Raw genomic sequence first — 15,181 nt, forward strand, 5'->3', positions numbered from 1 at the left:
AGAGCATGGCATGGACGTTTGCGGTCTCTCCCGCGCGCCGCTATGGTCCGCGCCTTCGACGGACGGGGTGCGGTGTTGACGAGTTTCGATTCCGAGGTGGACGACGATCTGCGCGCCCAGCGTGCTGTCGCCCTGGCCCGTCGCCTCGCGCCCGTCATTGCCGCCGCGATCGTGCTGCTGCTGGCCGGAATCGGGCTGTGGCAATATCTGCGCCATCGTGCCGAACAGCGTGCCGAGGCGGCATCGGCCGCCTATTTCGCCGCCGACCAGCTCGCCCAGAAGGCCAGCCCCGGCGGTGTGCTCGACCGCGCGGCGGCCGGCAAGGCCCGCGATGCGTTCGCTGCCGTGGCAAGGGACGCGCCGGACGGGATCGCGGTGCTGGCGCGGCTGCACGTGGCCGGTCTTGCCGCACAACTCGGCGACCTCGCCGCCGCCCATGCCGAATGGGTGCAGGTCGAGGCGGATGACGCGGCTCCGGCCGCACAGCGTTCGCTCGCCACTCTGCTCGACTGCAGCAGCCGCATCGGTACCGATCCCCTGCCGGCGCTGAAGGCACGTCTCGCACCGCTCGAGGCGCCGGGCGCGCCCTGGCGCGCGCTGGCCCAGGAGGCGGAGGCGCTGGCCGATCTGGGGGCCGGCGATCAGGCGGCGGCGCGCGCCCTGCTGACCCAGGTCTCGATGTCGGCCGATGCGCCGCAAGGTGCGCGCCAGCGCGCCCAGGGGCTTTTGCAGACGCTGCCCGCGCCGGCCGCCTCTGCTGACGACAACCACGCGAAAACCACAACGGGCGGCAAGGCGGGATGACCACGCATCGATCACGCGACACGGTTTCGGCCGCACGGCAGGCGGGGCGTCTGGCCCGGCGCAGCGTGCTGCTGGGCGCGGCCGCGATGCCTCTCGCCGGCTGCACCTGGCTGTCGCATATCTTCGACGACGACGACAAGGTGCCGGTGATCGGCAAGCGCGAGCCGGTGCTCGGTACCAAGAATGACGGGCTCGAACCCTCAGGCGACGTCCGCCCGGTCGATCTCGGCGCCCCGCTCGACAATCCCGACTGGGCGATCGCCGGCCGCGTGCCGAGCCATGACGTCGGGCATGTCGCGCTGCCCGGCACGGCCAGGCTGTGGCAGGTGTCGATCGGCTCCGTCGACAGCGGGCGCGCCGCACTGACCGCCGAGCCGGTGGTCGCCGGCGGGCGTGTGTTCACCATGGACGGCGTCGGCCTGGTCAGCGCCTTCGACCTGCGCACCGGACACAGCGTCTGGACGCATGCGACCAAGCCGAAGAAGTCGCGCAGCTCCAACATGGGCGGCGGGCTCTGCGTGGTCGGCGGCGTCGTGTACGTGGTCGACGGCATGGCCAGCGCGCTCGCCCTCGATGCGGGCTCGGGCAAGGAGCTGTGGTCGGTCGATATCGGCACGCCGGGCCGCTCCGCACCCAGCGTGGTCGACGGGCGGATGTTCTTCGGCACCATCGACGAGCGGCTGATCGCGCTCGATGCGGCTTCCGGCAAGACCCTGTGGTCCTACCAGGCCTCGCCCTCGACGACGATCACGCTCGGCCAGCCGGCACCGGCCATCGACGGCGATTTCGTCGTCGCGGGTTTCGGCTCGGGCGACATCGTCGCGCTCCGCGCCGACAGCGGCGTGCAGATCTGGTCGGACAGTCTCGGCGCCGGCAATGGCCGTGTGTCGGTCACCGACCTCGCCTCGGTGCATGCGCTGCCGCTGATCAAGGATGGCACGGTCTATCTGATCAGCATGGGCGATGTGTTCACTGCCGTGGACCTGCGCTCGGGGCGCCGCATCTGGGAGCGCGCGGTGGCCGGCAAGGACGAGCCGGTGATCGCCAATGGCTGGCTGTTCATCCTCTCCGTCGAGCAGCGCCTTGCGGCGATCGACCCGGCCACGGGTGCGGTGCGCTGGGCGGTGGATCTGCCGCACTGGAAGAAGCCGAACAAGCAGAAGGGTGCGATCACCTGGAACGGGCCGCTGCTCGCCGGCGGCCAGCTGCATCTGACCTCCGATGACGGCCGCCTGATCGCGGTGGATGCGGCGAACGGCAAGATCATCGCCACCGTCAAGCTGACCGCGCCGGCGGCCCTCGCACCGGTGGCGGCGTCGGGGGTGATGCTGGTCGTCACCCATGACGGCAAGCTGACCGCCTACGGCCGCGCCTGATGGCGCAGCGCAGTCGCGGCCGGTCCGAGCCCGAGCGGCCCAGGCCACGGCCGAAGCCGCCTGTCGGCGCGGTGCTGCCGGTGGTGGCGGTGGCCGGGCGACCGAATGTCGGCAAGTCCACCCTGTTCAACAAGCTGACCGGGCGCCGACAGGCGCTGGTCGCCGACACGCCCGGCGTGACGCGCGACCGCAAGGAGGGCACCGCCCTGCTGCGCGGCCGCTGGGTGCGGGTGATCGATACCGCGGGGCTGGAGGAAAGTGCTCCCGAGACGCTGGCCGGGCGGATGCGGGCCTCGTCGGAATCGGCGGTGGCCGGGGCCGATCTGGTGCTGTTCGTGGTCGATGCGCGGGCCGGGATCACGCCGGCGGATGCGCATTTCGCCGACTGGCTGCGTCGTCAGGGCCGGCCCGTGCTGCTGGTCGCCAACAAGGCGGAGGGGCGCGCGGGCGCGGACGCCGCGATGGACGCCTACAGCCTGGGCCTGGGCAGCCCGGTGGCGATCTCGGCCGAGCATGGTGAGGGCATCGCCGATCTGATGGGCGAGATCACGGACCGGCTGCCGCCCGAGCCGGAGGCCGTGGAGCCTGAGGAGGCGGAGGTGCTTGCACCCGTGCCGGACGCCACCGATGACGAGACCCCGGCCCCCGACGATCGTCCGCCCGGGCCGCTGCGGCTGGCCATCGTCGGGCGGCCGAATGCGGGCAAGTCGACGCTGCTGAACCGGCTGCTCGGCGAGGAGCGGATGATCACCGGCCCCGAGCCGGGGCTGACGCGCGATTCGATCGCCGTGCAGCTTTCCGATGCCGAGGGGCCGATCGAGCTGGTGGACACCGCCGGGCTGCGTCGCAAGGCACGCATCGAGGCGCCGTTGGAGAAGATGTCGGTCAGTGCGTCGATCGAGGCGCTGAAGATGGCCGAGGTCGCGGTGCTGGTGATCGATGCGACCGAGGGCGTGCACGAGCAGGACCTGCAGATCGCGCGGCTGATCGAGCGCGAGGGGCGCGGCTGCATCCTCGTGCTCAACAAGTGGGATGCGGTCGAGGACCGTTCGGTCACGCGGCAGGCAGTGGCCGACCGGCTCGAGACCTCGCTGGCCCAGATGAAGGGCATCCCCGTCGTCACCATCTCGGCGATGACCGGGGCGGGGGTGGAGCGGCTGCTGCCGGCGGTGCGCAAGCTGCTGGCGGTGTGGAACCGCCGGGTCGCGACTGGCGCGCTCAACCGCTGGTTCGAGGCCGCACTCGAGCGCCATGCGCCGCCGCTGGTGGACGGGCGGCGGCTCAAGCTGCGCTACATGACGCAGGTCAAGGCGCGGCCGCCGACCTTCCTGGTGTTCGGCACCCGGGCCGAGCAGATGCCGGAGGATTACCGGCGCTATCTGGTCAACGGGTTGCGCGAGAGTTTCGACCTTCCCGGTGTGCCGATCCGGCTGCAGTGCCGCGGCACGCGCAATCCCTATGCGGATGACTGATGACAGGGGCCGGGCGGGGACGACCCCGCCCGGGACCGCTCAGAACGTCAGGTTGAGGCGGCCGTAGTAGAATCCGCCGGTCATCGGCACCTGGGCGGAGTCGTTGTCGTAGTACTGAACGCCGAGGCTGGTCACGACGAGCGGCTTGCGACGCGGGCGGATGTTGAACAGGTTATCGCCGCCGATGGCCAGATGCAGGTTGTCGAGCAGCCTGTAGCCGACCTCGAGATCGGTGGTCCAGCGCGGGGTGTTCCTGAACTCGTAGAAGTAGACGTTGGAGTACTGGAGGACGGGATTGGGTTCCTGATCCTGGTACTTGACGTTGTTCTTGGTCTCGCCCCAGCGGGTCTGGCGGACGTTGACGTCGAACTTGTCGATCTGCCACAGGGCGTTGAGGATCAGCTTGCTGCGCGGCGTCGCGGTGGTCAGCCAGCCGATGGTCTGGGCGTTGGCGTAAGGCGCGTGCTGCGGCGTCGAATCGTTGCCGACATGGGTCACGCGGGTGCGATTGAGGTCGAGATCCGCGCTCCAGGTCACCCGGCCGAACTGGCCGAAGCGGGTGAGGTAGTTCCAGTTCAGATCCAGCCCCTGGGTGCGGGTCGACACACCGTTGGCGAAATACTGCGCACTGACATTGGCGTTGCTGTTGTTGGAGAACACCGGCAGCTGCGTGCCGGTCGCGACGATCGCGGCCGCGGCGGGATCGCCCGACAGGCCGCCGGCCAGCACCACGCGGTCGCGGATGTTGATCTGGTAGACGTCGACGGTGACCGACATGTCGCGCACCGGGGCGAGCACGATGCCGCCGCCGATGTTCCACGACCGCTCGGGCTTGAGCGGGATCGCGCCGATCGAGGCGGCACCCGGCGAATTGGCAGCCAGGATGCCCTGCGCGCCGGTCGGCGAGACGTTGAGGGCGGAGAAATGTTCCTCCGCCAGGGTGGGCGCACGGAAGCCGTTGCCGACCGTGCCGCGGATGGCGATCTGCCTGGTGAAGTCGTAGCGGGTGGAGACCTTGCCGGTGAAGGTGTGCTGGCTGTCGGTGTAGTATTCGTAACGGCCGGCGAGATCGACGTCCCATTGCTTCACCGGATGGACGTCGTCATCGACATAGGCCGCCCAGACGTCGCGATGCCACTGGCCGGCATTGGAGGGCAGCAGGCCGGCGAAGCCCTGGGTGCCGCCGAGCAGCCACGAGGCCGGATCGCCGGCGCCCAGCTTGTAGTCTTCCATGCGCTCTTCCGCGCCGAAGGCCAGTGTCATCGGCATGGTGAAGACGTGGAAGGCGCGGCTGAAGTCGAGATTGTTGGTCCACTGGCTGTTGATCATCGTCTGGGCGCGCACGGTGGTGGGCGTGTAGCCGCCGCGATAGCCGTAGGGCCGGATGGCGGCGAAATTGGCCGCGGTGCCGGGCGCGTACAGGCGGGTGTTGGCGGTGTTCTTGTTGCCGATGTCGAGATTGTCCTGGCCCCAGGTGGTGGACAGATCGACATGGAAGCCGAACATGTCCGGCGCCTTGAGGCCGAGCACGGCGCTGTACTGGTTCTCGAAGATGGTCTCGAGCGGCGAGAAGCCGATCGGCCACACCTGCGGCAGACGGGTGGGCGTGCGGTAGTTCTCGTAGCTCTCGCCGTAGCGGCGGCCATAGGTGATCACGCCATAGGTCTGCAGCCCGCCGAAGACGTCCGGCGCGACGGTGCTGCCCCAGTTCAGCGAGGCGGTCTGGCGGGTTTCCTCGGGCGTGGAGAGGATCTTGTTGGAATCGGGCGGGAAGACGCCGTTCGCGGCCGGGCTGAGGGAGCGGAGGTCAAAGGTTTTCGTCACGAAATGGTCGGCGTGGAAGCTCTGGAAGCTGGCATGCACGTAGCCGTCGCTGCCGAAATAGAAACCCTTGTCGAGATCGGCCTGATACTGCCAGCCATCGCCATTGTAGGCGTTCGCGCCGGTCAGGAAAGACGCGCTGCCGGAGGCGTTCTTCTTGAGGATGACGTTGACGACGCCGGCGATGGCGTCGGAGCCGTACATCGCCGCCGCGCCGTCGCGCAGCACCTCGATATGGTCGATGGCGGCGGCCGGGATCAGGTTGATGTCGACCGGGGTGGCACCCGCCTCGGGGCCGCCATCAGCGGTGATGTTGGAGGTGCCGTTGCGGCGTTTGCCGTCGATCAGCACCAGCGTCTCGTTGGGGTTGAGGCCGCGCATGCGGATCGAGCTGGTCAGGTTGGCGGTGTCCTGGCCCATCGACTTGGTGTTGATCGAGGCGTTGGTGGTGATCAGCGCGCCGACCAGGTTCGGCTGGCCGGTGCGGGCGAGCTGCGCGGAGGTGATGACATCGACCGGGGTGGTGCTGTCACGCGCCTTGCGGCTGACACGCGAGCCGGTGACGATCACGGATTCCGAGGTGTCGACCGGTGCCGACGCGCCGCGGCGATGCGAGATCGCCGCGGGTGCCGGCATGCCGGGCTGGGGCGAGGACGCGGCCGCGGCCGTTGCGGCCGGGCCTGCGGCGGCCTTCCTGTGGGCCGCCGGCTTCTTCTTGTGGTGCACGGCATGCGGCGCGGTGGTCTGCGACAGGGCTGCAACGGACGATGCGGCCATGATCGCCGGGCAGGCCCCGAGCAGCAGGGCGAGGCGCCATCCCGGGGTCTGCAATCTGCGCGTGGCGGCCATCCGCATCGTGTCGGTCTCCTGGAGATTTCGAATGGGAGGCATACCGTCACGGATTCGTGATTATTGCAATAAACGAACAAAGAGCGTTGCGCATCCCCGCTGTCTTGTTGCTTAAATGTAACCACTTGGGTTGAAGTGATACGTGCGCCGGCACAATGCGTCCGGCGGTGCGGAGTGCGAACGGTCCGCGCGCAATCGTTATGCAATCGATGCCCGAAAATTCGGCATCCCTGCATCAGGGTTGTCGGATCGGATCCTGAAACGACGATCCTAGCAGACCCAAGGACGCTTCCACCGGGGCGGGGATGGGCGCGTGGCGGTTCATTTCCGGTTTTGGATTCGACTCTGGTTCGATCTGGCACGGGAATTGCTACGGTAGCGTGAATATCTCGCTGCCGATGTGTGGCGGGAGGTCCAAATCGCTTGCTGGATACCGGGGAGACCGAAAACCCATGCCAACCTCCGCCACGCGCATTGCGCAGAACCGCCGCTGGCGCCTGGCCCTGCTGCTCGGTGTCTGCCCGCTGACCCTCACGATGCTGGGAGCGGCAGCACAGGCGCAGACCGCGAGCACCACGACCCACACCGTCCACCACAAGAAGAAGACGGTCGCCTCGCACCGGAAAGCCGCCGCAGGCCCGGCCGCAACGGCCGCAGCCGCGGCCGCGTCCTCGCCCCAGCCGGGCATGCCGGCGCCGGCAGTGGTGTCGCGCCGTCGCGGCTCGTCGGCACCGGTCGACACCTCGGAATCCGTGATCGTCACCGGCTCGCGTGTCAGCCGCAAGGCGCGTGACAGCACCACTCCGGTCGATGTCATCACCTCCGCGCAGCTCGCCCGCACCGGCCAGCCCAACCTGGTCGGCGCGTTGATCACCACCAATGCCTCGATCAATACCAAGGCGATGGGTGCGGACACCGCCAACCTGACCAGCTCGATCCGCCTGCGTGGTCTCAATCCGAACCAGACGCTGGTGCTGATCGACGGCAAGCGCCGCAACGGCACCTCCAACATCACCGCCGATGGTGGCCCGGAAGGCGGCGCGACCCCGGTCGACATCAACCTGATCCCGGCCGCTGCCATCGACCATATCGAGGTGCTGCGCGACGGCGCGGCCGCCCAATACGGTTCCGACGCCATCGCCGGCGTGGTCAATGTCATTCTCAAGAAGAACGCCTCCGGCAGCGTCTCCTTCCTGACCGGTGCGAATGCCTACAATGGCGACGGCTGGCAGTATCAGTTCGACGCCGACAAGGGCTTCTATTTTGGCAATGACGGCTACGTGCATGCCAGCTTCCAGAGCTATCACGCCGACCATTTCGTGACCAATACGGTCGATGACCGTGCGGCGGCTGGTGGCTTCCCGGCAAACTCGAACAAGATCCTCTCCACGCCCGAGGAAACCCGCCAGACCGCATCACTCGCCTGGGGCAGCACCGTTGCGCCCGATTTCATCGGCGGGCTGCAGACCTACGGTTTCGTCAGCTACGGTCGCCGCTACGCGGAGAGCTACGAGAACTACCGCACGCCCACCCGGCTGCCGCAGGTATGGCCGATCGGCTTCTCGCCGCTCGAGACCGTCTACGAGAACCAGTATGGTGCGACGCTCGGCCTCAAGGCGCCGGACATGTTCGGCTTCCATGTCGATCTGTCCACCACCTGGGGCCAGGACAATCTCGACATCGGCAACAAGAACACCGCCAACACCCGCCTCTACAGCCCGGACACGGCGGCGAACTATGCCGCGATCCTGCAGTACGGATATCTCGGCGGCTACACGCCGACCACCGTGCGCGCCCAGACGATGATCACCAGCCAGTGGACCAACAACCTCGATTTCAGCCGCGCCTTCCACGTCTTCCGCATGCCGATGACGCTGGCCTTCGGCGCCGAAGAGCGCATGGAAGACTACAAGCTCGGTTCGGGTGATCCGGCGTCGTGGCTGCTGGGCGGCACCCAGGGCTTCGCGGGTCTGCTGCCGTCGAATGCCGGGCAATGGCACCGTGATGTCTGGGCCGGTTACATCGACGACGACATGCACCCGCTCAAGCAGTGGGATCTCGATCTCGCCGGCCGCTACGAATACTACACCGACAGCCAGCACACCTTCACCGGCAAGGTCTCGACCCGTTACGACTTCACCAAGCAGATCGCCGTCCGCGGCACGGTCGGCAACGGCTTCCGTGCCCCCACGCTGGCGGAGGAACATTTCTCCGCCCTCAACGTCTCGCCGACCGGCGCGCAGGGCATTCTCGCCGCCAACTCGCCCGCGGCTTCCGCGATCGGCGCGATCCCGCTCAAGCCCGAGCGCTCGTGGAACATCGGCGGCGGCATCGTGCTCGCCCCGGTGCAAGACATGACCGTCACCGTCGATGTCTACCAGATCAACATCCGCGACCGCGTCGTGCTGGCCGGTGGCCTGGCCGGTGATGCCGCCGCGGAGGCCATCGAGGCGACAGGTACCGTGCTGCCGGTGTTCTCGGCGGCCAACAACGCCGACGTCAGCGCGCAGTATTTCGCCAACGGCGTGTCGACCCGTACCCAGGGCCTTGATCTGAACTGGAACTATCTCACCCGCTTCGGCCGGTGGGGCCGGGTGACCTGGACGGCAGATCTCGACCTCAACCGCACCCGGGTGACGCATATCGGCAACGATTCGACGCCCGACCACAACCCGTATGCAAATGCGCAGACGGTCGGCTGGCTGACCACCGCCTCGCCGCGCAGCAAGCTGATCCTCAACGCGTTCTGGCAGATCCAGAAGTTCGACGTGAACGTCCGTCAGACCCGCTGGGGCCAGACCAAGAACAACGTCACCTACCAGGATCAGGAGACCGATCCGAACCTGCAGTACTCGAACCAGTATTTCTACGAGTTCAAGAACACGCCGCGCTGGACCACCGATCTGGAGGTCGGCTACCGCCTGCTCGACAACCTGCATCTGGCGGTGGGCGGCAACAACCTGTTCAATATCCGTCCGCGCAGGATGCCCGGCATCACCTCCTATCTCGGCGTGCAGTACTACGACATCGACTCTGCGCAGGTGCCGATGACCGGTGGTTTCTACTATGGCCGTGTCAACCTGACGTTCTGATCCGACCGCCCGGTCGGACGGCAGGCGGCGCTCCGGGTCTCCGGGGCGCCGTTTTTCTTTGACAGGGGGCGGGCGAGGGCTTATCGACCGCCCTCTCATCGACACGTCGCTCCGCGAAGGCTCGCGCAGCGGCGCGTCATCTGTTGTGCCCGGATGGGCGATGAAGGGGCTGCATGTTCGACTCCCTGTCGGGCAGATTGACGGGCGTTTTCGATCGGCTGCGCCAGCGCGGGACGCTGGGCGAGGCCGACGTGACCGAGGCGTTGCGCGAGGTTCGCCTCGCCATGCTGGATGCCGACGTCGCCCTCCCGGTGGTCAAGGACTTCACCGCCAAGGTGCGCGAGCGCGCGCTCGGCGCGGAAGTGCTCAGCGCGATCTCGCCCGGCCAGCAGGTGGCCAAGATCGTCAATGACGTGCTGGTCGAGCAGCTCGGCGGGGCAGGGGCGGTGCCGCTCAACCTCGCCGCCACTGCGCCGGTGCCGGTGCTGATGGTGGGCCTGCAGGGCTCGGGCAAGACCACCACCTCGGGCAAGATCGCGCTGCGGCTGGCCTCGCGCGAGCGCAAAAAGGTGCTGCTCGCCTCGCTCGATACCCAGCGCCCGGCCGCCCAGCTCCAGCTCGCGCAGCTCGCCGAGCGGGCGAAGGTGGCCTCCCTGCCGATCGTGGCCGGGCAGACCCCGACGCAGATCGCCGAGCGGGCGATGGAGACCGGCCGTCGCGAGGGCTATGACGTCGTCATCCTCGATACCGCCGGGCGGCTGTCGATCGATGCCGCGCTGATGGACGAGGTCCGCGCGATCCGCGACATCACGCGGCCGGCGGAGACGCTGCTGGTGGTCGATGCGATGACCGGCCAGGACGCGGTGCAGACCGCGCGCGCCTTCAACGAGGCGGTGGGTGTGACCGGCATCGTGATGACCCGGATGGACGGTGATTCGCGCGGTGGTGCGGCGCTGTCGATGCGTCAGGTCACCGGGGCGCCGATCAAGCTGACCGGCTCGGGCGAGAAGCTCGAGGCGCTGGAGGAATTCCATCCCGAGCGCATCGCCGGCCGCATCCTGGGCCTGGGCGACATCGCCGGCCTGGTCGAGAAGGCGTCGGAGCATTTCGACGAGGAGGAGGCCGAGAAGCTCGCGTCCAAGATGATGCGGGGCAAGTTCGACCTCGACGACTACGCGACCCAGCTCCGCCAGATCGGCAAGATGGGCTCGATCGACAACATCCTCGGCATGCTGCCGGGGATGGGCAAGGTCCGCGAGCAGCTCGCGGGTGCCAATATCGACACCTCGATCCTCAAGCGCCAGGCGGCGATCATCTCCTCGATGACCAAGGCCGAGCGCAAGACCCCCGACATCATCAAGGCCAGCCGCAAGAAGCGCATCGCGGCGGGCTCGGGGTCGACGGTGCAGGAGGTCAACAAGCTTCTCAAGCAGTTCGACGACATGTCGACGATGATGAAGCGCATGAACAAGCTGGGTACCAAGGGCCTGATGCGTCAGGGCCTCGGTGCGCTGATGTCGAAGGGGATGGGCGGCGGTGCGCCGCCCGGCGGTCCGGGCGGCTTCGGAGGGGGCAACCCCTTCGGTGGCGGCCGCAAGTTCCGCTGATCCCGTTTTTCTCGTTTTTATTGAACACGCTGGAGTTCGTCCGATGAGCCTGAAGATCCGCCTTTCGCGCGCCGGTGCCAAGAAGCGCCCGTACTACCACATCGTCGTCGCCGACAGCCGCAGCCCGCGCGACGGCCGTTTCATCGAGAAGGTCGGCTCCTACAACCCGATGCTGCCGTCGGACCACGCCGATCGCGTGCGCCTGGTCGGCGAGCGCATCAGCCACTGGCTGAGCAACGGTGCGGTCGCGACCGACCGCGTCGCCCGCTTCCTCGGCAATGCCGGGCTGGTCGAGAAGCCGGCCTACAACGAGCAGCCGAAGCAGTCGGCGCCGAAGAAGAAGGCGCAGGAGCGCGCCAAGGCGGCCGCTGCCGCCGCCGCGGCCTGATCCTGCCGCGGATCGATGCCTGACAGCCTCATCCTGATGGGGGTGGTGGGACGGCCGCACGGCGTGCGCGGGCTGGTGCATCTGCACAGCTACGCGGCCGAGCCGGACAGTCTCGCCGACTATCCTTCGCTGCGCGACGATCGCGGCCGGAGCTGGACGCTGGTCTGGCGCGGTGCCGGGATCGCCGAGCTGCGGGATGGGGAGGGGCGTGCGCTCGACAGCCGCGAGGCGGCGGCGGCGATGACCAACCGGCGGCTGTACGTGCCGCGCGAGGCGCTGCCGCCGGCCGGGGAGGACGAGTTCTATCTCGCCGATCTGGTCGGGCTGGAGGCGCGTGACGGCGGCGATGCGGTGATCGGCCGCGTCGCCGAGGTGCACGATTACGGTGCCGGGCCGAGCCTGGAGATCGCTCGCGAGGGGGCGGGGCCGCTGCTGCTGCCGTTCACGCGGGCCTGCGTGCCGGTGGTCGATGTCGCCGGCGGTTTCGTGCGCATCGAGCTGCCCGACGAGGTCGAGGTGCATGACGAGGATACGGAGCTGTCGGCATGAGCTGGCGCGCCGAGATCCTCACCCTGTTCCCCGGGATGTTTCCCGGTCCGCTGGGGCACTCGCTGGCCGGGCGCGCGCTCGAGACCGGCCTCTGGTCGCTCGGCACGCATGACCTGCGCGACCACGGGCTGGGGCGTCACCGGAGCGTCGATGACGTGCCGTTCGGCGGCGGTGCGGGCATGGTGCTGCGCCCGGACGTGCTCGATGCCGGGATCGCGGCGATGGCGGCGGGCGACCTGCCGCTGGTCGTGCTGACGCCGCGCGGGCGGCCGCTCGGGCAGCCGGATGTCGCGCGTTTCGCCGCCGGCCCCGGCCTGCGCGTGATCTGCGGGCGTTTCGAGGGGATGGACCAGCGCGTGCTGGACGCGCATGCCGCCGAGGAGATCAGCATCGGCGACTATGTGCTGTCGGGTGGCGAGCCGGCCGCCCTGGTGCTGCTCGACGCGGTGGTGCGGCTGCTGCCCGGGGTGATGGGCTCTGCCGAGAGCGGGCGCGACGAGAGCTTCGCCGACGGCCTGCTCGAATATCCGCATTACACGCGGCCCGCCGAATGGTGTGGCCGCGCCGTGCCCGAGGTGCTGCTCTCGGGCAACCATGCCGCGATCGCCGCCTGGCGGCGCGCGGCCTCCGAAGCCATCACCGCGGCACGCCGGCCCGATCTGTGGGCGCTGCATTGCCGTTCTGTGACGCCAACGCTTGCCGGCGCGCCTGCCGCGCCGTAACTGACCACTGTCTCGAAAGGACCACGACGATGAACATCATCCAGCAGTACGAGGCCGGCGAGATCGCCCGTCTCACCGAGGCCCGCGCGGTGCCCGAGTTCGCTCCCGGCGACACGGTGCGCGTGTCGGTGCGCGTCGTCGAGGGCGAGCGGACCCGGACCCAGGCCTATGAGGGCGTGGTGATCGCGCGCTCGAACAAGGGGCTGAACAGCAACTTCACCGTGCGCAAGATCAGCTATGGCGAGGGTGTGGAGCGCGTGTTCCCGCTGTATGCGCCGACCATCGCCGAGATCGCCGTGGTGCGTCGCGGCGACGTGCGCCGCGCGAAGCTGTATTACCTGCGCGGCCGTCGCGGCAAGTCGGCACGCATCGCCGAGAAGGCCCGCGAGGTCAACACCACCGCGACTGCCGCGGCGGAGTAAGAGAGGCTCAGGTCATGGCTGCACCGCGCACGCTGTTCGACAAGGTCTGGGACGCGCATGTCGTGGACCGCTTCGACGATGGCACCGCGGTGCTCTATATCGACCGCCATCTCGTCCATGAGGTGACGTCGCCGCAGGCCTTCGAGGGTCTGCGGGCGGCCGGCCGCCCCGTGCGCCGTCCGGATGCGACCCTCGCGGTCGCCGATCACAACGTGCCGACCGAGGCGCGTGACCGGCCGATCGCCGAGCCGCAGAGCGCGCTGCAGGTCGCAACCCTCGAGCGCAACGTCGCCGCGTTCGGCGTGCCCTATATCCCGCTGACCAGCGAGGCGCAGGGCATCGTGCATGTGGTGGGGCCCGAGCAGGGGGCGTCGCTGCCGGGCATGACCATCGTCTGCGGCGATAGCCATACCTCCACCCATGGCGCGCTCGGTGCGCTGGCCTTCGGCATCGGCACCTCGGAGGTCGAGCATGTGCTGGCCACCCAGACCCTGCTGCAGAAGCCGGCGAAGAACATGCTGGTGCAGGTGGATGGCCGGCTCGGCGTGGGGGTGACGGCCAAGGACGTGATGCTGGAGATCATCCGCACCATCGGCACCGCCGGCGGCAACGGCCATGTGATCGAGTTCGCCGGCGAGGTGATCCGCGATCTCGACATGGCCGGGCGGATGACGATCTGCAACATGTCGATCGAGGCCGGGGCGCGGGCCGGCATGGTGGCGCCCGACGAGACCACCTTCGCCTTCGTGCGCGGGCGCCGTTTCGCGCCGAAGGGCGAGGATTTCGACCGCGCGGTGGCCTGGTGGCGCACGCTCGCTTCCGACGAGGGCGCGCAGTACGACCGCGTGGTGCGTCTGCGTGGCGAGGACATCCGCCCCAACGTGACCTGGGGCACCAGCCCGGAGGACGTGATCGCCATCGACGGGGTGGTGCCCGATCCGGCTGCCGAGACCGATCCGGCCCGCGCCGCGGGGCTGCAGCGCATGCTCGATTACATGGACCTGCATGCCGGCCAGCGCATCGACAGCGTGCCGGTCGATGTGGTGTTCATCGGTTCCTGCACCAATTCGCGGCTCGAGGACCTGCGTGCGGCCGCGCGCATCGTCGAGGGGCGCCATGTGGCGAGCGGGGTGCGCGCGCTGGTGGTGCCGGGTTCGGGCATCGTCAGGCGGATGGCCGAGGAAGAGGGGCTGGACCGCATCTTCCTCGATGCCGGCTTCGAATGGCGCGAGGCGGGCTGCTCGATGTGTCTCGGCATGAACGAGGACAAGCTCAGGCCCGGCCAGCGCTGTGCCAGCACGTCGAACCGCAATTTCGAGGGCCGGCAGGGGCCGGGCGGGCGCACGCATCTGTGCTCGCCGCCGATGGCCGCCGCCGCCGCGGTGCTCGGCCGCCTGGGCGATGTGCGCGAGCTGGCCCGTGTGCGCGAGGAGGCGGTCTGATGCGCGCGTTTACCACGCTCACCGGGGTCGCCGCCCCGCTGCCGATGGCCAATGTCGATACCGACAAGATCATCCCGTCCCGGTTTCTCAAGACCATCGAGCGCACCGGTCTGGGGCGCCATCTGTTCGACGGTCTGCGCTACACGCCGCAGGGCGAGGAGCGGCCGGACTTCGTGCTCAACCAGCCGGCGTACCGGAGCGCGGAGATCCTGATCGCGCACGAGAATTTCGGCTGCGGGTCGTCGCGCGAGCATGCGCCCTGGGCGCTGCTGGATTTCGGCATCCGGTGCGTGATCGCGCCGGATTTCGCCGACATCTTCTACAACAACTGCTTCAAGAACGGCATCCTGCCGATCCGGCTGCCGCGCGCGGTGTGCGATGCGCTGATGGAGGATGCGGCGCTCGGTGGCAATGCGCGCATCACCATCGACCTGCCGCGACAGGTGGTGATCCGGCCCGATGGCGAGGAAATCGCCTTCGACATCGAGGCGATGCGCAAGCATCTGCTGGTCGAGGGGCTCGACGATATCGGCCAGACGCTGCAACGCGCGCCGGCGATCGACCGCTTCGAGCATCGCCGCACGGTCGAGCAGTCCTGGTTCCCGTCCGTCAGCGCCGCGTTCTGAAAGCCGCACCG

Annotated in this window: 12 protein-coding genes; 11 read left to right on the forward strand and 1 reads right to left on the reverse strand. The window is 68.6% G+C overall.

What is annotated here, in order from left to right; genetic code table 11:
* The first annotated feature begins 72 nt into the window (after window positions 1–72).
* From FHR90_RS08915 to der, 3 genes are read left to right on the forward strand one after another with little or no spacing between them, the layout of a single operon-like run.
* Window positions 73–804, forward strand: coding sequence for a tetratricopeptide repeat protein (locus FHR90_RS08915; RefSeq protein WP_183275074.1), 732 nt, complete (start codon window positions 73–75; stop codon window positions 802–804).
* Entirely contained in the window at window positions 801–2,180 is a 1,380-nt protein-coding gene (locus FHR90_RS08920) for an outer membrane protein assembly factor BamB family protein (RefSeq protein ID WP_176626460.1), read from the forward strand. Before FHR90_RS08915 ends, FHR90_RS08920 begins: the two co-directional genes overlap by 4 nt.
* Window positions 2,180–3,652, forward strand: coding sequence for a ribosome biogenesis GTPase Der (der, locus tag FHR90_RS08925; RefSeq protein WP_183275075.1), 1,473 nt, complete (start codon window positions 2,180–2,182; stop codon window positions 3,650–3,652). Before FHR90_RS08920 ends, der begins: the two co-directional genes overlap by 1 nt.
* A gap of 39 nt (window positions 3,653–3,691) precedes the next feature.
* On the opposite strand, the gene FHR90_RS08930 is transcribed toward der, so the two are convergent.
* Complete coding sequence (locus FHR90_RS08930) at window positions 3,692–6,328, reverse strand: TonB-dependent receptor plug domain-containing protein (RefSeq protein ID WP_246330135.1); 2,637 nt, start codon at window positions 6,326–6,328, stop codon at window positions 3,692–3,694.
* 446 nt (window positions 6,329–6,774) lie between these two features.
* Here FHR90_RS08930 and FHR90_RS08935 point away from each other — a divergent pair, with 446 nt between their 5' ends.
* From FHR90_RS08935 to leuD, 8 genes are all read left to right on the forward strand, one after another.
* On the forward strand, window positions 6,775–9,414 hold the full coding sequence (locus FHR90_RS08935) for a TonB-dependent receptor plug domain-containing protein (RefSeq protein ID WP_246330136.1): 2,640 nt from the start codon (window positions 6,775–6,777) through the stop codon (window positions 9,412–9,414).
* Between the two features lie 173 nt (window positions 9,415–9,587).
* Window positions 9,588–11,021, forward strand: coding sequence for a signal recognition particle protein (gene ffh, locus FHR90_RS08940; protein ID WP_176624641.1), 1,434 nt, complete (start codon window positions 9,588–9,590; stop codon window positions 11,019–11,021).
* A gap of 43 nt (window positions 11,022–11,064) precedes the next feature.
* Window positions 11,065–11,409, forward strand: coding sequence for a 30S ribosomal protein S16 (gene rpsP / locus FHR90_RS08945; protein ID WP_176624639.1), 345 nt, complete (start codon window positions 11,065–11,067; stop codon window positions 11,407–11,409).
* 15 nt (window positions 11,410–11,424) lie between these two features.
* On the forward strand, window positions 11,425–11,958 hold the full coding sequence (rimM, locus tag FHR90_RS08950) for a ribosome maturation factor RimM (RefSeq protein ID WP_183275076.1): 534 nt from the start codon (window positions 11,425–11,427) through the stop codon (window positions 11,956–11,958).
* Window positions 11,955–12,680: a tRNA (guanosine(37)-N1)-methyltransferase TrmD gene (gene trmD, locus FHR90_RS08955; RefSeq protein WP_183275077.1), complete on the forward strand. Its 726-nt coding sequence runs from the start codon at window positions 11,955–11,957 to the stop codon at window positions 12,678–12,680. The genes rimM and trmD overlap by 4 nt, the downstream gene beginning before the upstream one ends.
* A 29-nt stretch (window positions 12,681–12,709) precedes the next feature.
* The gene (rplS, locus tag FHR90_RS08960) at window positions 12,710–13,102 is read left to right on the forward strand and encodes a 50S ribosomal protein L19 (protein WP_176626009.1); all 393 of its coding nucleotides are present in this window, start codon (window positions 12,710–12,712) and stop codon (window positions 13,100–13,102) included.
* 14 nt (window positions 13,103–13,116) lie between these two features.
* A complete protein-coding gene (gene leuC, locus FHR90_RS08965) occupies window positions 13,117–14,544 on the forward strand; it encodes a 3-isopropylmalate dehydratase large subunit (RefSeq protein ID WP_183275078.1) in 1,428 nt (475 codons plus the stop codon).
* Window positions 14,544–15,170 carry a 3-isopropylmalate dehydratase small subunit gene (gene leuD / locus FHR90_RS08970; RefSeq protein WP_176625828.1) on the forward strand — a complete coding sequence of 209 codons (627 nt, stop codon included), beginning with the start codon at window positions 14,544–14,546 and terminating at the stop codon, window positions 15,168–15,170. Before leuC ends, leuD begins: the two co-directional genes overlap by 1 nt.
* The last annotated feature ends 11 nt before the right edge of the window (window positions 15,171–15,181 follow it).

The organism is Endobacter medicaginis (genome assembly GCF_014192375.1).
Lineage (GTDB): Bacteria > Pseudomonadota > Alphaproteobacteria > Acetobacterales > Acetobacteraceae > Endobacter > Endobacter medicaginis.